Below are 18,232 nucleotides of genomic sequence, written 5' to 3'. Positions count from 1 at the left end.
ATGAGCCTCTGATATCATCGTTTTATCATTGAACAATTCAATTAAGGCAACGTCGCATTAGCCCTGCAGAACCTGTCTTAATTGATGGTGGTAACACGTAATCTTACATGATATTTGTTATTGTGCGCACACTGATATTCATGTTTTGCATTACAAAGTAACAATGCTGATACCTATCTCAACATTGTTCGCATTTCAATCAAATCCGTTACTTAAATCCAAGGGTCAAGAATCATACACATATCAGTCATTCCTAAAAAGACTACAGTAAGCAAGCATTCATATTTCCCTTAGTAAGTAAAAGCCAAGTTGGACGATCTCAGCATAGTTGATAGCAGATTGTTGCAACGGAAATGTTTATCCTCCATAACTAAAGTAAGATTGAACAGCAGGTATGAATCCTATTGAACAGTTGAAGGCACGCCTATGTTATCCCTCTAGTACATAGGGTGAACCGATATCGACTGTAACATGTTGACAGATGCCACGATATTAATTAGCCCTTGATATCGTGATATGTATTGGGCAGTTACGTTTTACCCCTAAAATTGCGTAACGCCTCCAAAAATTACAACTTGATTCTATAGTTAAGGTTGTTGGTATAGTGATACACTCCCTTTCATCTATAGCAACAAACTGACATCTTGTATAATTTTTACAACTCTAGATCATTAAAAAAATCATCTTAAAATCTAAAACCTTTAGCCCCCTGATGTGCTTCATCTCACATCAGGGGCATTTTTTATGGTGTGGGGGATGTCGCGTTGGTTTTGAGCATTTGGTGATACAGACGTTGTTTTAAACCGTTGGCTACGCCCACCATGTCTCCCTTTCCTAGGGCTGACCCTTCAACTAAATTCGGCTTGATTGAAATGAACACTTGATTGATGCCGAATTGGATTTTCCGGGCCAGCTGATCCCTCAGGAGTGTCGCATGGATGGTTGCTTGCCTCGGGACATTCCTCTTTGTGGAACATTTGCTCATTTCACCCTCTGTTACATTCAGTCACCCTACATGCCGTGTGTGGAGATGAAGGACAGCAAAGCACCAGTTTTAATTTTCTTTCCTTTGAAATGTGATACTGGTAAAAGTGATGAAGCCCAACATTGGCAATCAATTAACCCTTCCGAAAACATGCCTCACCTCAATATGATTTAATCGTAGTGGATACTTGATGATTACCGCATTGGATTTTCGGATGCGTCTTGCTCCCTCAGGAGTGTCGCATGGATGGTTGCTTGCCTCGGGACATCACTTTTTGTTGAACATGTGTAAATACTTCATTTCTTGTCACACTCAGCCACCATACATGCCGTGTGTGGAGATGAAGGACAGCAAAGCACCAGTTTAAATTTTCTTCCCTTTAAAATGTGATGCATCCATAAAAGTTGCAGTCTCAACATAAAAAAAACAGACGTATGTGAGATTTCTCCCAAACATACGTCTGCTTTTTGATAAATCTGTAACTGTATTTTCTATTCACTTCGAACCTCTACTGCGATACTAATTTCAATGGGATTTTAATAGATGCATCGACTTTTTTACCATCCATCAGCTGAAGTATTGATGTCACCGCTTTTTGTCCCATTACGTCAGGTTGTTGTGCAACTGTCGCATTTAACTGTTTATTTTTAATCGACTTCATCGCATCTTCGTTACCGTCAAAACCAACGACTAAAATATCTTTATCTCCAATAGCTTCGATTGCGCCCAACGCCATTTCATCGTTATGCGCAAAGATGGCTTGAATGTCTGGATGTGCTTGAATCATGTTTTGTGCGACGTTCAAACCTTCAGCTCGATCAAATTTCGCACTTTGTTTTGAAACGACTTCGAGTTTTTGATCCGCCACTTCATGGAATCCTTTTCCACGTTCACGCGTTGCACTTGCGCCAGGTACCCCTTCTAATTCTGCTACTTTTGCTTTTTCACCGAGTTGATCCACTATAAAGTTTGCACCCATTTTACCACCTTCTACGTTATCAGAAGCGATAAATGTCGCCACTTTCCCTTTATCAACAGAACGGTCTAATGTAATGACTGGAATGCCTTCATGATTCGCTGATTCCACTGCACTTGAAATGGCACTTGAATCAGTTGGATTGACGATTAAATAATCGACTTGTTGTTGTACTAAGTCTTCAATGTCATTCGTTTGTTTTGCTGAATCATCACGTGCATCAACGATTTTCACCTTCATTCCATTTTTTTTCGCTTGTTTTTCAATGCCATTTTTGATAGACACGAAGAATGGGTTATTCAATGTTGAAATGCTGACACCAATGGTCATATCTGATTTTTTCTTATTCGTTTTACCAGATTGATCTTTTTTCACCGGAGACTCCAATGAACATGCTGCTAAAAATACGACGACAGTAAGTAAAAATATTGCTAGTCTTTTCATCATTTTTGCCTCTTTCGCTTATTTTTTTCTATCAATTAACACTGCAATGAGAATGACAATCCCTTTAACGACTTGTTGATAGAATGACGATACGCCTAATAAATTCAAACCGTTGTTCAATACACCAATGATAAGCACACCAATTAATGTCCCTACAATGCGCCCTTTACCACCTGTTAATGATGTACCGCCCAACACAACTGCGGCGATAGCGTCCAGTTCATAAGCTGTCCCTGCTGTCGGTTGCGCAGAATTCAAACGTGATGTAAGAATGGCACCGGCTAATGCTGACATTAAACCCGAAATCCCATAAATGAGAATTTTAATGCGATCGACTTTAATACCTGAAATCAATGCAGCCGTTTCATTACCCCCAATGGCATATGTATGGCGTCCAAGCGTTGTGCGGTGCAAAATGATAAACAGGACAATAAACATGATTGTCATTGTAACTGCTGGTACAGGAATGCCGAAGAAATAACCTTTTCCGAACAATTGGAAAAGATAATGCGCTCCTAAGTTCGTAATCGGATTCCCGTCAGTCACGACTAGTGTCAAACCACGAAAAATCGTCATCGTTGCTAATGTTGCGATAAACGGTGCCATTTTTCCTTTTGTGACGAATAAGCCATTAACAACACCTAAAACAAAACCCATAAGCACACCCATAATTATCGCAAAAATCGGATCAAGTCCACTCGTAATCATCAAAGCAATAAAGGCTGATGACAACGCTAAAATCGACCCTACCGATAAATCGATACCGCCTGTTAAAATAACGAAAGTCATCCCAAAAGCAATGAGTCCGTTAATAGAAACTTGTCTTAACAAATTAAGTAAGTTCGATAAATCTAAAAATGCTGTATTCAGTATGCTAATAATGACGACAAGTAAAATTAGGCCGACAAATGGTAATACTTTTTCGAAAAACGGTGCTTTAGCTGTTAACTGTTTCATTTAAAGTCCCCCTGTTGCTAACGTCATAATGTTCTCTTCTGTAATTAAATCGCCTTTTAAGTGTCCTGCGACTTTACCTTCATGAACGACCATGACGCGATCACTCATGCCAATCACTTCTGGTAACTCCGAGGAAATCATAATAATCGACACGCCACGTTCAGTCAGTTCATTCATGAGTTGATAAATTTCACGCTTTGCACCGACATCGATTCCTCGAGTAGGCTCATCGAAAATAATAATATTCGGACCTGTCCCAATCCACTTCGCTAAGACGACTTTTTGTTGATTTCCACCAGACAACGCTGCAACCGGTCTTTCAACATTACCCTTAATGTTTAAACGGTCTTGCATTGTTTTCACAAAAGCTTTCATGCTATTCGTATCGACAAAACCATACTTGGCAAAACTTTTAAGTGACGGCAAAACCATATTGTCCCGTATCGAGAAATCTAATATGAGTCCTTCATCTTTACGACGTTCGGTAATCATTGCAAGTCCATTTGCCATTGCATCTTGCGGAGAATTGATTCGCACCGTTTTGCCTCTGATTTTGATAGCGTTTTCATTTTTGTCTATGCCAAATAAACTCCGCATCATTTCGGTACGTCCTGCTCCCATCAATCCACTGACCCCTAAAATTTCACCTTCTTTCAAGTGAAACGCAACATGTTCAATGCGATAATCTTGATGGTTTAAATCTTCCACCTCTAACACAGGTGCTTGTTCAACATAATGACGCGTTGGATACTGTTCATCAATATCTCTTCCCACCATTGCCTTCACAATTTCCGGATAAGAAGTGGCCTCAGTCGAACGATACAATACGGTCTTACCATCACGCATCACTGTAATTTCATCCGATATTTCAAAAATTTCAGCCATTCGATGTGAAATATAAACAAACGCCACCCCTTGTGATTTCAAACGACGCATCAACTTAAATAATGCTTGAATTTCGGTATCCGTCAATGTTGCAGTCGGTTCATCCATAATAATCATTTTGGCATCGGTCATCAGTGCTTTTGCAATTTCTATCATCTGTTGTTCACCAATAGAACAATGTTTAGCCAACTTATTAAACGGAATATGAAAATCCAATGTATCAAATATTTGTTGTGCTTGATCACGCATCGCTTTTGGATTTAAAAGGCCTAAAGCATTTCGTTTTTCTTTCCCGACAAATAAATTTTCCAACACCGTCAACTCCGGCCAAATATTGAGTTCTTGATGAATAAAGGTAATCCCTTCAGCCTCTGCTTGCTTTGGATTATCAAATGTCATCGGCTGATCGAAGTACGTTAATGTACCTTGATCTTTTTGATGAATGCCGACTAACACTTTCATTAATGTCGATTTTCCAGCACCGTTTTCACCCATTAACGCATGTACGGTACCTTCTTTCAATGTAAAATCTACCCCTTGTAATACTTTGTTTGTGCCAAATGATTTATGAATATTCGTCATTTGAATCATTGCTGTCACCCCTTAGAAAATCACACCACTTTGTAAAATAATATTGGCATATGGTGTGGCCTCACCTGTTCGAATAATCGCTTTTGCATGACGTGTTTGCTTCTTAAAATCTTCGTGTGAGACCCTTTCAAGCGTTGGAAAATCTTTTTTAATCTTTTGATACAACACCTCATTTTGCGCTGTCATTTCTCGAGCTACAACGACTTGTTCCACGACCATATGATGCATGAGCTCTTCATACACTTCTTCAAATGACGGCATACCTTTTTTTAATGCTAAATCAATCCGTTTGACCCCGTCTGGAATCGGTAGTCCACAATCCGCAATGACAATTTCATCTGTATGACCTAACGTACTTAACACTCGAGAAATCTCACTATTTAATGTTCCATATCTATACATCAAACTCACCTTCCAAATCTGCCAAGTACGGCATGCCACCTTGTGCGCCCATACCTGTTACTGAATGACTTGCTGCTAAGTTCGCAAACTCAATTGCTTTCGTTAATGGATAGTCTTTTTGCAACCCAACTGCCAATGCGCCGTTAAATGTATCGCCTGCACCTGTCGTATCTTTAACCTCTCTTTTGAAGCTTGGGACTTTGACGATTTCTTCGCCATTGTGATACATCGCGCCTTCTGAACCGAGTGTCACAATGAGTTGATTTGGATATTGTGCTGCAGCTTCTTTAATGTCTTTCCCTTCAAAGAGATGCGCACTTTCCGTTTCATTCGGTGTAATATAATTCGCTTGTGTAATGACTTCTGCAGGTACTTCACGGTAAGGTGCTGGATTTAAAATCGACACAATATCATGTTGCGCACAGTAATTGATCACATGTGTCACAGTATCTGCAGGGATTTCTTGTTGAATAAGAACAATGTCTCCCGCTTCAATACGTTCTAAATAAGGTTGAATGCGCTCTGGTGTGACATATCCATTCGCTGATGGCACGACGATAATGCGGTTGTCTTGTTGTGATAACGTAATATGTGCCGTTCCTGATGGTTCACCTTCAATCACTTGAATGCCATCCACTTGGACTCCATTATCTTTAAAGTTTTGTTGAATTTGCTGACCAAATGTATCTTCACCGACACAGCCAATCATATGAACATGTTCACCGAGACGTGCAGCTGCAACAGCTTGGTTCGCACCTTTTCCTCCAGGTGTTGTAAAGAAGTCGTCACCTAATACGGTTTCACCTTGTTCAGGCACTACTTGTGAAGATACAACTAAATCCATAGACATACTTCCAATAACATAAATTTGACGCATTTTACTTCCTCCTTGTCGTTTCTCTTTCTATTAATGTGACATCTAGCATCGTCTTACGTTCTATATCAGCTTGTCCTTCAATTTGAGCAATCAGTTTTTCTGCAGCTTGCTCACCTAACGTGTACGCCGGTTGTCGCACAGTCGTTAATCCAGGCACAAACCATTCTGCTAGTGGCATATCATCATAACCGACAACTTGTACATCTTCCGGTACGTGCTGTCCGTCATAACATAGCCACTTTAATACACGAAATGCCGCCACATCATGACTACAAATGACACTATCAATACGATTTTCATGTATTAAAGTTAAAAACTGTGCCTCTGTCATAGCTAAATCTGACAATTCAAATACGGTACAACCCGCTTTTTGTAAAACGTGTCGCGCCATTTGATAACGTTGTTGAAAAGATTGGTAACTTTGATCTTGATATACAATTAACACACGCTGACCCTGTCCTCGAAGCACCACTTCAGCTTGTAAACGCCCACCTTGTCGATGATCGGCTTCCACACAATAGTCATTAGCCGTTACTCTGTCAATGAGCACATGTGGTCTATCATCATTTTGTAGTTGTTCAAAAGCATGTTGCGTAGACAGTTGAGAAGCAATAATACCACTACAATGGTTTGCTTTAAAAGTCGCTAAGTAATTGAGTTCTTTATGTTCATTCATCGCACCGTTGCCAATCATGATGTGATAACCGCGTGCCATTGCTGTATCTTCTACACCACGTGCGACATGTGTAAAAAATGGATTACTCATATCTGGCAACAGCAAACCGAGGACTTTAGATTGTTTCATGTTCAAAGTGCGTGCGACTTCATTCGGTGCATAGTCCAACTGCTGAATGGCCGCTTCAATTTTCTCTTTCGTCTCTGCTTTAACATAGCCACTTTGATTCATCGCTCGAGATACTGTGGCGACTGACACTCCCGCTAACGCAGCGACTTCTTTAATCGTAGCCATCGCAAACCTCCCTTTGTGGAAACGTTTACATATAAATTAACATGACTTTCCTTAACGTGCAACACAAAATGCCTAATCCCTTGTCACAACTCAGACCTCCCGCACACTACGGGTAGTATAAAAGTTAATTTCCAGGCCATTATCACTACATTTTTTCATGTTATAAGCACTATATTTCACCCTATATAACAACAGTGCTATATTTGAATCAACAGTAAGTCAATATTTCATCAAAAAAAGGAGAGAATGATAATGACAGAATTTACATTAGGTGATCAAATGCCAAACGTTAAACTGAACGCAACAGATGGAACAACATTCGATTTTCACCAATTCCAACAAGCGCATCCGGATCAATGGTATTTTGTGATTAATTTCCGCGGTTCTTGGTGCCCTGTTTGTATGGAGGAACTCGATAGTTTAATTAAAAATGTAGATTACTTTGAAAAGAAAAATATTAAAATCATTTTAACGTCAAATGATACAGCAGAAAACCTTCGTCAAATGGTGGAGGAAAAACAAGTCCCATACCCAGTCCTTGTTGATGAAAGCAGTGATTTTGCGAATACTTATGGCGTTTATAGTCATCCGGACGATTCCATTTATGATGACCACGGTACGCACAATGAACCAGCATATTTCTTAATTTCTGAGGACAATCGTTTGCTTTATCAGCAAAAACAAACGAACCCATTCGGACGTCCAACAATGATTGAATTAAGAAAAATGATTCAATATATCCAAAATAGTTATAAAAAGGCTGAATAGTAGAAAAAGAACCCTTAACTCAAATTTTAGAAGCATGTCGTTTGAATGGCGAATAAGAATATGGGTACAATGATGCCGAGAAAACATTTAAAAAAAAGCTATATGATATTTCAGCAAGTTGAAATATCATATAGCTTAACGTTTTTGTTCGAAATGGAAATTGGAATAACAACTATTTGGATTTAAGCAAAGCATTGAAAATAATTAGAGATATTATAAAGCTGATTATTGTTATTATTATTGTGCTTGTTGTTGTAATGCCTATTATTCCTAACGTTTTTGCTATTATTAATATGAGAGATGCTATTGTTGCTCATTGATAGTTTTTCATTTTACCCATAATATGATAAAGTTGCGGCTAATCCAACAAGTATGGCTCCTACTGTATAGGTTACTGAATTAACTCCATTAGCGGCAATTCTTGCTAACACACCTTCTACGTATCTATTTTCTGTAGCTACTTTATCACCTTTTTTATTATCATTTTATCATTGGATTCTTCATCTTCGCCACAGTTCACAATGGTTGGCGTGGGGGCGATAAATATGCAATATACTCTCTGTTTTATCTCGCTCATATCGCCAAATATATCGTATGAACTCCCAACTGATGATATCTGGATTGTCTCCAGCTTGAGGGCGAACTTTGCCTATCACATAGCGACGTATCACCCGTAATATACATCGCCAACGTGAGTCACTAAGCCAAATCAATAAGTCTGCGCGTGCTAATCTTTCATCTAACGTCCCTTCATACGTGCCATCCATTACCCATGTCTCAGTCTTCACAATTTCAGTGACATGACGTTGCAACACTTCTGCCGGTACAAGTTCGCCATCTTCCCATGCATAGCGATCTAAATGATACGTTGGAATTTGAAGTGCTTTACCAATCTTCATACATAAAGTCGATTTTCCTGAGCCCGGCATACCTAAAATAACGATACGTCGATACATGAAGTTCCCCCCTCTACTGATGTTGTTACAATTATCATTCACTTTCAAAGCCATGACACTGTCTAATTTTTAATTTCTCCAATAACTTTTTCATTATTAATAAAAGTATTCAACACGACTCCATTTTATTCTTTTGCATTTTATTTATCAAGAAATTCTGATTTGTTTTCTAATAATCCCTTGTATTCTGATAGGAATTAAGGTAATATGTCCATATCAAATTTGTTGGAGGTATTTTATGTCTTTATTCTTATTGGAAACTCAAGATTTATCTTTCGCAAAAACATCAACGGAATTAGAAGAAAAAGTACAATCCCTTTCTGAACAAGCAGGTCCAGAACTGATTGAAGTACAAGTTACTGAAGATTTATCACACGGTTATTTCATTGTGGAAGGCAATAGTGAAGAAGAAGCGAAACAATTTTTAGAAGATGCATCTATCGAAGTGAACCTAGTAAAAGAAGTTCGTCTTGTTGGCAAAGATTTAGATGAGGTCAAACAAGGTGACGTTGCTATCGACTATTTAGTCACTTGGAACATTCCTGAAGGTATTACAATGGATCAATATTTAGAGCGTAAAAAGAAAAATTCCGTACATTATGAAGAAGTGCCTGAAGTACAATTCCAAAGAACTTATGTTTGCGAAGATATGACAAAATGTGTATGCCTCTACAACGCACCAGATGAAGATGCGGTTCGTCGTGCACGTGAAGCTGTGAATACACCCATCGACGGTATCGAAAAAATTTAATGCCAACACTTTCCCAACCTATACAAATGCGCACATATCAATCCGACACATTGAGAGCGAGAACTGTGTAGCCAGTCAACGATTTGATTTTGATATATCACAAAACTGTCACTACCTCTTTCTCGCTCTTTTTTATCACTATAATTCCTAGTATTTCAATAAGGTTTAGGAGGCGATGAGGTGATTGAAATTAAAACACTGCATCATTGTTTTGGCGAACAACATGTGATTCAAGATTTTAATTTAACGGTACCTACCGGAAAAATCATTAGTTTTATCGGAAAGAGTGGTTGTGGAAAATCGACTTTACTCAATATTATTGGTGGCTTTTTAACGCCGACATCGGGTGAGGTCATCATTGATCAATCATACAAAACAGCCCCTTCTTCTGATTGTTTAATGTTATTTCAACATCATAACTTGTTACCTTGGAAAACGATTAACGACAATATTAAGCTCGGGTTAACGAAACATGTATCCAATGCTGATATTGATACATATTTATCTACTGTAGGCTTAGCTAACAAAGGGGCTCATTTTCCTGCTGAGCTGTCGGGTGGGATGCAGCAACGTGTCGCTATTTGTCGTGCACTCATTCATCAACCGCGCGTGGTGCTATTAGACGAACCACTCGGCGCACTCGATGCTTTCACACGTTATAAATTACAAGACGAATTAATCAAATTGCGTACGCATACTGATGCGACACTTATTCTCGTGACACATGATATTGACGAAGCGCTCTACTTGTCAGATGAAATCGTCCTTTTGGGTGATGGGGCTCAAATTCTCAACCAATACACCGTTCATCAATCCCATCCGAGAAATCGTAGTGATGAGGCATTGTTATCCATTCGTCGTCAAATTATGGAAGATTTTGCGCTCAATCATCATATGGCTGAACCAGAATATCATTTGTAAAGGAGTGCGCATTATGAAACGACTATTCATTTTATTCATCATCACGCTTTTCATTGTCACCGGCTGCAGCCCAAATTCTCAAAGTGACGTGCATGGGGATAAAAAAGTGCTCAAGATTGGTTACTTGCCGATTACGCACGCCGCTAATTTGATGATGACCAAAGAAATAAAGCAAAGTCATCCCTATTACGACATCGAATTGGTTCGTTTTAACAATTGGCCCGATTTGATGGATGCGCTGAACAGTGGACGGATTGACGGCGCTTCAACTTTGATTGAACTCGCGATGAAGGCGAAATCCAAAGGTTCACCGATTAAAGCAGTTGCGCTCGGACATCATGAAGGCAATGTCGTACTCGGACAAAACGGCCATGACCTGCATGACTTTAACAATAGTCACGATTACTCATTTGCGATTCCACACCGTTATTCGACGCATTATTTACTATTAGAAGAAATGCGCAAACAGCTCGATATTCACGATGGGCATTTTCATTATCACGAAATGGCACCCGCTGAAATGCCTGCCGCACTTAGTGAACAACGGATTGATGGCTATTCCGTCGCAGAACCGTTTGGCGCACTCGGTGAAAAACTCGGTAAAGGGCATTTGTTGCAGCATGGGAGCGACATTATGCCTGATGCATATTGTTGTGTCCTTGTTTTACAAGAAGATGTCATCAATCACCATCATCAAGCTGCACAACAGTTTGTGAGTGACTACAAAAAAGCGGGTTACCAATTAGATAATAAGCAACAAAGCGTCGACATTATGACCAAATATTTTAAACAAGATCGCAAAATTCTTGAACAATCTGCCCAATGGACGTCTTATGGTGATTTGACGATTCAACAAGAGGGCTACGATAACATTGTACAACTCGTTCAGTCCCACCATTTATTTGAGGCACCATCTTACAATCAATTTGTAGATGACACATTATACAAGAAAGGGTGATTCACTTGATAGGTTCCATATTCAAAAAATACTTACTCCCTTTCTACACTTTTGTGCTGTTCTTATTACTTTGGCAATGCGTTATTTGGATTGGCCACTATGAACCCGTACTCTTACCTGGCCCTGTACAAGTCGCACAAAGCATTGGTCAATTCATCATTACCGGGGAAATATTCGTGCACCTTGGCATCAGTCTTTACCGTTTTATCGTCGGCTTTTTGATTGCTGTATTGTTCGCTATTCCACTCGGGATTCTTTTAGGTCGCAACCGTCTACTCTACCAAGCCATTGAACCTTTACTTCAAACGATTCGACCGATTTCACCGATTGCATGGTCACCGTTTATCGTTTTATGGTTCGGTATTGGCAGTTTACCAGCCATTTTCATCATCTTTATCGCAGCCTTTTTCCCTATCGTTTTCAACACGATTAAAGGCGTGCGCACCATTGATGATCACTATTTGAAAATCGCTGACAATTTGAACTTACGTGGCTGGGCTCTATACCGTGACATTATTTTTCCTGGCGCATTTAAACACATCATGTCGGGCATTCATGTTGCAGTCGGAACAAGTTGGATTTTCTTAGTCTCTGGTGAAATGATCGGCGCACAATCCGGACTCGGTTTTCTCATTGTCGATTCCCGCAACATGTTGAATTTAGAAGATGTACTCTCGGCCATCTTTTTCATTGGTATTTTCGGTTTTCTCATCGACCGTATCATTAGTTATTTAGAAAGTCTGATTTTAAAACGTTTTGGAGAATCTTAATCCATAAAGGAGTGATAGGATGACAACGATTGAAACTTTAATTGAACAAGAATTAAACCCTTACTTAGTCGAAATTGATAACGGACAGTATTATGCACAAACATTTATTCAACATTTATTTGAAAACGGCCATTTTTCAAAAGATGACTTGAAACAAAATGCCTTAGTTGTTGAAAAGGTTGCCTATTCATGCCTGACAACAGCCTTTTGTTTATGGTGCCAACTCGCCTTTTCAACGTATTTAAAGCAAGCTACGCAACCGGCATTACACAATGATTTACAACAACAAATTTTATCCGGTCAAGCGCTAGGGGCAACAGGTTTATCCAATCCGATGAAGTCCTTCAATGCCTTGGAAACATTCAACTTAACGCATCATTACGAGGGCGAACAACTGATTGTGAATGGCCAACTTCCGGCAGTGAGCAACATCGACTATGACCACTATTTCGGTGCCATCTCACAAAATACAGAGACAAACGAACTCGTGATGTTTATTTTAAAAGCCAATACAGTTGGTCTCACACTTGAAGAAAAATCCAACTTCTTAGGGGTCAACGGTTCAGCCACTTACAGCATTGCATTCGATAATGTGACAGTGCCTGAATCACACATCATTACGAAAGATGCCGAACAATTTGCGGCGACCATTCGCCCACAGTTCGTCACATTACAAATTCCTATCGCATTAGGTGCCATTCAAAGTTCACTCGATTTAATCGACCAATTTTCAAACGCGCAAAACGGTATTAACGCGTATTTGGAATATGATGTCAATAGTTACAAAAAGCAGTTTGCAGCATTACGCGAACAATATTATACGTTGCTGGACAAAGCACAAGGTGACTTAAGCGATCATTTACTCAAAGTCGTTCAATTGAAAAAAGCGTTAGGTTATTTGTTACTTGAAGTGAACCAAGCGTCGATGGTCAATGGTGGATCTCGCGCCTATTCACCCAAAGCCCCTCAAGCGCGTAAGTTGAAAGAAGGCTTTTTCTTTGCGGCATTGACACCTACATTGCGGCATTTAGGTAAAATTGAAGAAACATTTCAGACGACATCGTTTCAGTAAGTAACGCGTCATATTGAGAGATAAATTTCTGACAACATCTCACCTGTCAAAGTTCCGACCCACATGTCAATCAATAAAAAAAGCAACGCTACTGTTTGAAAGTAACGTTGTTTTTTATCATTGATGTAGTGTCATCATGATACTCGTCACACTTCGCTATCATACCGAAAATGTAACATCTGTTACAAAATTCACTGGTTGAGTACGTTGGTCAACCCTTAGTATCATTCAGACAAGCCCAAAACCGAAAATGGTTCAGCAATCTACAATTCTACCGTTTTCGAGTAACAAAGTGCGTTTTCATGTTCTCCACACATCCTCCTACAAAGCCTCTTGTTATACATGTCGCATACTATGTTCTATACTAAATACATATCAAACTTACTTCTATTGCCAACAAAAGGTGGTCCTGTTTATGCAAGAAAAACTTTGGTCTAAAGACTTTATTTTTATCACGTTGACCAACTTTTTAATGTACATGATTCACTATATGTTAATCGTGACAGTGACGGTCTTCACAATTAATGAGTTCCATGCCTCTGAGAGTATCGGTGGCCTCGCTTCAGGAATTTTCATTATTGGCATGCTATTAGGACGTCTCGCTTCTGGACGTATAGTGGATTCGCTCCAACCTAAAAAAGTGCTCGTTTACGGCATTATTTTTTCAATTATCACAGTTGCACTCTATTTTGTAATGCAAACATTAGTGACATTATTAATTGTGCGTTTTATACATGGCGTCGCATTTGGCTTTTCTTCTACTGCGACAGGTACCATTTCGTCTCGCATTGTACCGGAAGCACGTAAAGGGGAAGGGATCGGTTATTATGCTTTAAGTGTGACAACCGCTTCTGCTGCCGGACCGTTTTTCGGTATTTTATTCAACCAATCATTCGGTTTCCGCTCTATCTTCTCACTTAGTTTAGGTGTAATTATATTAGCGTTTATCCTTGCACTTACGATTCAACCGTTGCCTAAAGTCGAAATGTCAGTTGAAAGTTCGCCTCCCAAAGGACTTCAAGCCTTTATCCAAAAAGATGCCATTCCGATATCTTTCGTATTAGCAGTGATTGGCGTTGCATATTCCAGTGTGTTGTCATTTTTATCTGTGTATACAGAAACGATTCATTTGCCGACTGCTGCAAGTTTCTTCTTTATCGTGTATGCCATCAGTACATTTGTGACACGGCCCTTTACCGGAAGAATCTTTGACCAACACGGCCCCAATGCGATTATGTATCCTGTCATCATAATTTTCGCGATAGGTCTCGTTATATTAAGCGGCGCACAAGGCTCATGGCTCATCGCATTATCCGCTATATTTATTGGTATTGGATACGGAACAATCGTGCCAAGTGGTCAAGCTATTGTTGTTCAGCAAGCGCCACGTCATCATGTTGGGCTTGCGACATCAACATTTTATATTTTTTTAGACTTCGGTGCAGGTTTCGGCCCATTTTTGTTAGGTTATATCATTACAATGTGGGGTTTCCGTGCACTTTACGTTGCGATGGCAGTATTATCCCTCATCGCACTCGCACTCTATTATTTCGTACACGGACGTCATGTCTGGTGAAAAAGTAAAAGCACTCAACGTCAAGCCTATCGCACGTTTTGTCAGCTTAAAAGCAGTCAGCGTAGATCCAAAACTCATGGGTATCGGTCCCATTTACGCCATTCCTCAAGTGTTAAAATCTGCCAACTTAACAATTGATGATTTTGATTTAGTTGAATTGAATGAAGCTTTTGCAGCCCAAACGTTAGCTTCTATGCGAGGAACAGGACTCAGTGCAGATAAGACGAATGTCAATGGTGGTGCAATTGCATTAGGCCACCCACTCGGTGCAACGGGGCAATGCTTACTGCACGTTTACTCTCTGAAATGAAAAAAAGACCAAACACACGCTATGGTATGGTGACCATATGTATTAGTGTTGGCATGGGGGCTGCCGGTATCTTTGAAATGGTACATGATTGATAAAGTACATGACTAGCATTGGAGAAAGCCTAAAACACAAAATGAAACGGAGTCAGACTTTATGCGTCTCAATCGCATAAAGTCTGACTCCGTTTGTTTAATGCATGTGCATAAGCGATTACTTTTGCACGTATGCCAATTGATGAATGGCTTTAAACTGCTTTCTTGTTATTTCATTCGCATGTGTCTTTTGATATTGTTGTCGCACTTTGAAACAACGTTTTTTAAGATGGACGTCCCGAAGTGCTTGTTTCAAATCAGCAGCCTCATTATCTTTTGAGAATAGATTTTGCGGTGCTGTATAAGTACGATTATGTGCAATCGCGTCATAACCTAAAATCAACATATCGTATTCAAAAGCTTTACGAACAGCGTCGATGATTTCACCCGCTTCATTGATATCTAAATAAATGTCGCACTTTTGATACAACTTTTCGACTGTACTTAATTCAATCGCTTGATACAATTTCACATTCTTATAACGTTCTAATTGTGTTAATTCTGATGACATTTCAGTCACTGCGCCAATATGAAATTGCGCAAATGGACAATCTTCTATAATCGAAGCAACGTGATGAATTTGATCTGTATTCGTCATTGTCACAATTTGTGGTTGATGCGTATTCTTGCCAACGTATTTGTACACATAACCCCCTTCACGAACCACAGCGTGTTGGTCATCATCCAATTGATTCGTAATCACTTGATACTCTTCTTTATCCGGTATGATAATATTCATTTCACGTAATCCTGTCTCTTTGTTCAAAATCAATTCCATATTTCCAGGGATATGCCCTCGACAATCTTCTTGCCAATAGAGGATATCATGTCCCTTATGTTTAAAACGATATAAAATTGAGAATGGTACACCTAAAGAATTAATGACAAAATGACTCAAATCAATTTCTAAAGCTTCTATAAAAAATGTGAAAAACTCAATATTACTCTCAAAATGATACTGTTGTCCTTGCCAATTCAACACAACGGCGCCCGCTAAAAAGTTTTGATAAATGACATCTTTACCCTCTTGATCAAAGTAACGTCGTAAAATCATTTCTCCTCTTAAATCATAAACCGTCTGCGCAAAAAGCACACCATGCTGCGTATAATGATCAACATATTGTAATTGTCCTTGTTGGTTAAACCATTCAACATCGCTCACATGTCGGCGCTTTTCTCCAGGGCGAAATTGTATCTCCGCACGCTTATGACTCATGTCCTTAACCCATGCCGATTCGTTATTCCCTTCAATTTCCCAAAATCTCGGTACAACGACCTCATTAAAATATAATGGTCGCCCATTTTTAGGTGCTTGATATTGTGCAAAAAAACGATAAGGTGTGATGACCTCTTCTGGTAAAAAGCCATCATCAACGAGGACGATTGTGGGTGCTTTTTGATCCGCTAAATTTAAAGAATCATATAATATACTTGTCTCTCTATCAAAATGTTCAAATAAGTTAACCATGTAGCACCTCTTCTATTAAGTCTTTCCACTTTTGTTGAATATTTTTTAATAAATACGGACGTGCAATTTGATACGAGGTCTCGTGTGGTTTTTTAGGTCCATCTTTAAAATATTGCACCATCGCTTTTGCAAGACGTGCAATGATGACGTCATTACCTTCTTCTTTAATATCAATCGGAATCAAATACCCATTCTCTCCATCTTGGATAAATGTAGGATTGCCATAATTAACATCAAACCCGAGCATCCCTAATCCTGAACCGACTGCTTCCATCAATGTTAATCCAAATCCTTCACTTGTCGAAGCAGCCGCAAACAATTCATATTGTGTATAAATCTCATCTAATTTGACGTGACCTAATAACTGAATATAATTGTCTGCTTGGTTCTCATCAATAATTTCTTGTATTTTTTCTCTTTCGCCACCTTCACCGTAGATATCAAAAGTGAGTTGTGGCACTTCTTTTTTAGCACTGATTGCAGCACGAACAAGCCAGTCAATATGCTTTTCACTCGCTAACCTTGAAGCAGTAATGATTGAAAAAGGCTTCCGCTTTCGTTTTGGATGCTTCAACACCTCTAAACTTCCTACAGGGATCGTATAGATTTTAGGTGTCGCATTCAAATACTTTTTAAATTGTGATGCTAAAATTTGATTTTGTCGATCCGTTGCAGTGATATAAAAATCTATCTCTTGATGATTGGTAAACTGATACTCGTAATAGTTATTCCATAAAATGTGATGGTCATCCGTCGCATTCTCACTGAAGTGTTCTGCATGGACCACCACGCCCACTCGACTTTCTCCACTGTTTTGCAACATCGCTTGTCCGACTTCCGTTGCACGATCAAATATGACAATATCATCAGCCGTTAATTTAAGTTTTTGAAAGAAATAAGCGACAAAATCTTCTCTTGTATAAAGTTTGGCATCTTTCATCGCATATACATGCGTCTCTTCATCGATATATTCTGTATATGCTACCGACCCGTCTTCATTATAAAATTGACGCATATAAAGTTTGGCTTTATTCTCAAACGGTGCATAATACTCAGAGAATGTTCGAACATAACTATAATAGTCTTTGCGTACGAGCTTTCCATCGATGACAAATTCCGCATAATCAACAATGTCCGTATTTTCATTTTTTAAGTAACACGTAATAAAACTTTCATTCTCGTTCATCGTTAACCATCTGACTTTTCCTGACTGCGTTTCTTCAATAATCGGTTCATGTACCGTGGCTTTAATATCATCAACAGTATATGTTGTCGGCGCGATTTTAATATCTGTAAAATATTGATAGAGCCAGATGACCTCCTCATCATGAAATCCGATATTCTCAGTCAATGTTTGAATATTTTCAGAACTCATAAACTCTAAAAAGACAAACTTTAATGGCGTATTTAAACCACGTAACAACTTGGCCCGATACATTTGTGCGTATTCAACACCACTACTCGCCCATCCAATCCCAAAATTAATATTATAAATTGTCAACT

16 protein-coding genes and 1 pseudogene are annotated in these 18,232 nt (G+C 39.1%); 8 read left to right on the top strand and 9 right to left on the bottom strand.

Annotation, left to right across the window (positions count from 1 at the left end; all coding sequences use genetic code 11):
- Positions 1–1,493: 1,493 nt before the first annotated feature.
- From GZH82_RS01615 to GZH82_RS01590, 6 genes are read right to left on the bottom strand one after another with little or no spacing between them, the layout of a single operon-like run.
- Positions 1,494–2,405: a D-ribose ABC transporter substrate-binding protein gene (locus GZH82_RS01615; RefSeq protein ID WP_162682977.1), complete on the bottom strand. Its 912-nt coding sequence runs from the start codon at positions 2,403–2,405 to the stop codon at positions 1,494–1,496.
- An 18-nt stretch (positions 2,406–2,423) separates the two neighbouring features.
- On the bottom strand, positions 2,424–3,362 hold the full coding sequence (locus GZH82_RS01610) for an ABC transporter permease subunit (protein WP_162681014.1): 939 nt from the start codon (positions 3,360–3,362) through the stop codon (positions 2,424–2,426).
- The gene (locus tag GZH82_RS01605; RefSeq protein ID WP_162681013.1) at positions 3,363–4,838 is read right to left on the bottom strand and encodes a sugar ABC transporter ATP-binding protein; all 1,476 of its coding nucleotides are present in this window, start codon (positions 4,836–4,838) and stop codon (positions 3,363–3,365) included.
- A 12-nt stretch (positions 4,839–4,850) separates the two neighbouring features.
- Positions 4,851–5,240: a D-ribose pyranase gene (gene rbsD, locus GZH82_RS01600; protein ID WP_162681012.1), complete on the bottom strand. Its 390-nt coding sequence runs from the start codon at positions 5,238–5,240 to the stop codon at positions 4,851–4,853.
- Positions 5,233–6,117, bottom strand: a complete 885-nt coding sequence (gene rbsK / locus GZH82_RS01595; RefSeq protein ID WP_162681011.1) for a ribokinase — start codon at positions 6,115–6,117, stop codon at positions 5,233–5,235. The genes rbsD and rbsK overlap by 8 nt, the downstream gene beginning before the upstream one ends.
- A 1-nt stretch (position 6,118) precedes the next feature.
- Positions 6,119–7,087 carry a LacI family DNA-binding transcriptional regulator gene (locus tag GZH82_RS01590; RefSeq protein ID WP_162681010.1) on the bottom strand — a complete coding sequence of 323 codons (969 nt, stop codon included), beginning with the start codon at positions 7,085–7,087 and terminating at the stop codon, positions 6,119–6,121.
- A 252-nt stretch (positions 7,088–7,339) separates the two neighbouring features.
- Between GZH82_RS01590 and GZH82_RS01585 the strand changes: the two genes are divergently transcribed.
- Positions 7,340–7,855, top strand: a complete 516-nt coding sequence (locus tag GZH82_RS01585) for a peroxiredoxin family protein (RefSeq protein ID WP_162681009.1) — start codon at positions 7,340–7,342, stop codon at positions 7,853–7,855.
- Positions 7,856–8,355: 500 nt separating this feature from the next.
- Here GZH82_RS01585 and GZH82_RS01580 read toward each other — a convergent pair whose 3' ends face one another.
- Complete coding sequence (locus GZH82_RS01580; protein WP_162681008.1) at positions 8,356–8,811, bottom strand: P-loop NTPase family protein; 456 nt, start codon at positions 8,809–8,811, stop codon at positions 8,356–8,358.
- Positions 8,812–9,049: 238 nt separating this feature from the next.
- Here GZH82_RS01580 and GZH82_RS01575 point away from each other — a divergent pair, with 238 nt between their 5' ends.
- The 7 genes and pseudogenes from GZH82_RS01575 to GZH82_RS01545 all read left to right on the top strand — a co-directional run.
- Positions 9,050–9,562 carry a DUF4242 domain-containing protein gene (locus GZH82_RS01575; RefSeq protein WP_162681007.1) on the top strand — a complete coding sequence of 171 codons (513 nt, stop codon included), beginning with the start codon at positions 9,050–9,052 and terminating at the stop codon, positions 9,560–9,562.
- Between the two features lie 180 nt (positions 9,563–9,742).
- A complete protein-coding gene (locus GZH82_RS01570) occupies positions 9,743–10,483 on the top strand; it encodes an ABC transporter ATP-binding protein (protein WP_162681006.1) in 741 nt (246 codons plus the stop codon).
- 13 nt (positions 10,484–10,496) lie between these two features.
- Positions 10,497–11,441 (top strand): ABC transporter substrate-binding protein, encoded by a 945-nt coding sequence (locus tag GZH82_RS01565; RefSeq protein WP_203232836.1) that lies wholly within the window; start codon positions 10,497–10,499, stop codon positions 11,439–11,441.
- 5 nt (positions 11,442–11,446) lie between these two features.
- Complete coding sequence (locus tag GZH82_RS01560) at positions 11,447–12,211, top strand: ABC transporter permease (protein WP_162681005.1); 765 nt, start codon at positions 11,447–11,449, stop codon at positions 12,209–12,211.
- Between the two features lie 19 nt (positions 12,212–12,230).
- A complete protein-coding gene (locus GZH82_RS01555; RefSeq protein ID WP_162681004.1) occupies positions 12,231–13,283 on the top strand; it encodes an acyl-CoA dehydrogenase family protein in 1,053 nt (350 codons plus the stop codon).
- A gap of 415 nt (positions 13,284–13,698) precedes the next feature.
- On the top strand, positions 13,699–14,859 hold the full coding sequence (locus tag GZH82_RS01550) for an MFS transporter (RefSeq protein WP_162681003.1): 1,161 nt from the start codon (positions 13,699–13,701) through the stop codon (positions 14,857–14,859).
- A pseudogene (locus tag GZH82_RS01545) lies at positions 14,846–15,261 on the top strand (acetyl-CoA C-acyltransferase); the annotation flags it as partial. The gene GZH82_RS01550 and the pseudogene GZH82_RS01545, both read left to right, overlap by 14 nt.
- 118 nt (positions 15,262–15,379) lie before the next feature.
- Here GZH82_RS01545 and gtfB read toward each other — a convergent pair.
- Positions 15,380–16,729 (bottom strand): accessory Sec system glycosylation chaperone GtfB, encoded by a 1,350-nt coding sequence (gtfB, locus tag GZH82_RS01540; RefSeq protein WP_162681002.1) that lies wholly within the window; start codon positions 16,727–16,729, stop codon positions 15,380–15,382.
- Complete coding sequence (gtfA, locus tag GZH82_RS01535) at positions 16,722–18,230, bottom strand: accessory Sec system glycosyltransferase GtfA (RefSeq protein ID WP_162681001.1); 1,509 nt, start codon at positions 18,228–18,230, stop codon at positions 16,722–16,724. The genes gtfB and gtfA overlap by 8 nt, the downstream gene beginning before the upstream one ends.
- Between the last annotated feature and the right edge of the window lie 2 nt (positions 18,231–18,232).

The organism is Staphylococcus sp. MI 10-1553 (assembly GCF_010365305.1).
Lineage (GTDB): Bacteria > Bacillota > Bacilli > Staphylococcales > Staphylococcaceae > Staphylococcus.
The sequence above is the reverse complement of the archived record's forward strand: the minus strand, read 5'-3'. Positions and strand labels throughout refer to the sequence as shown.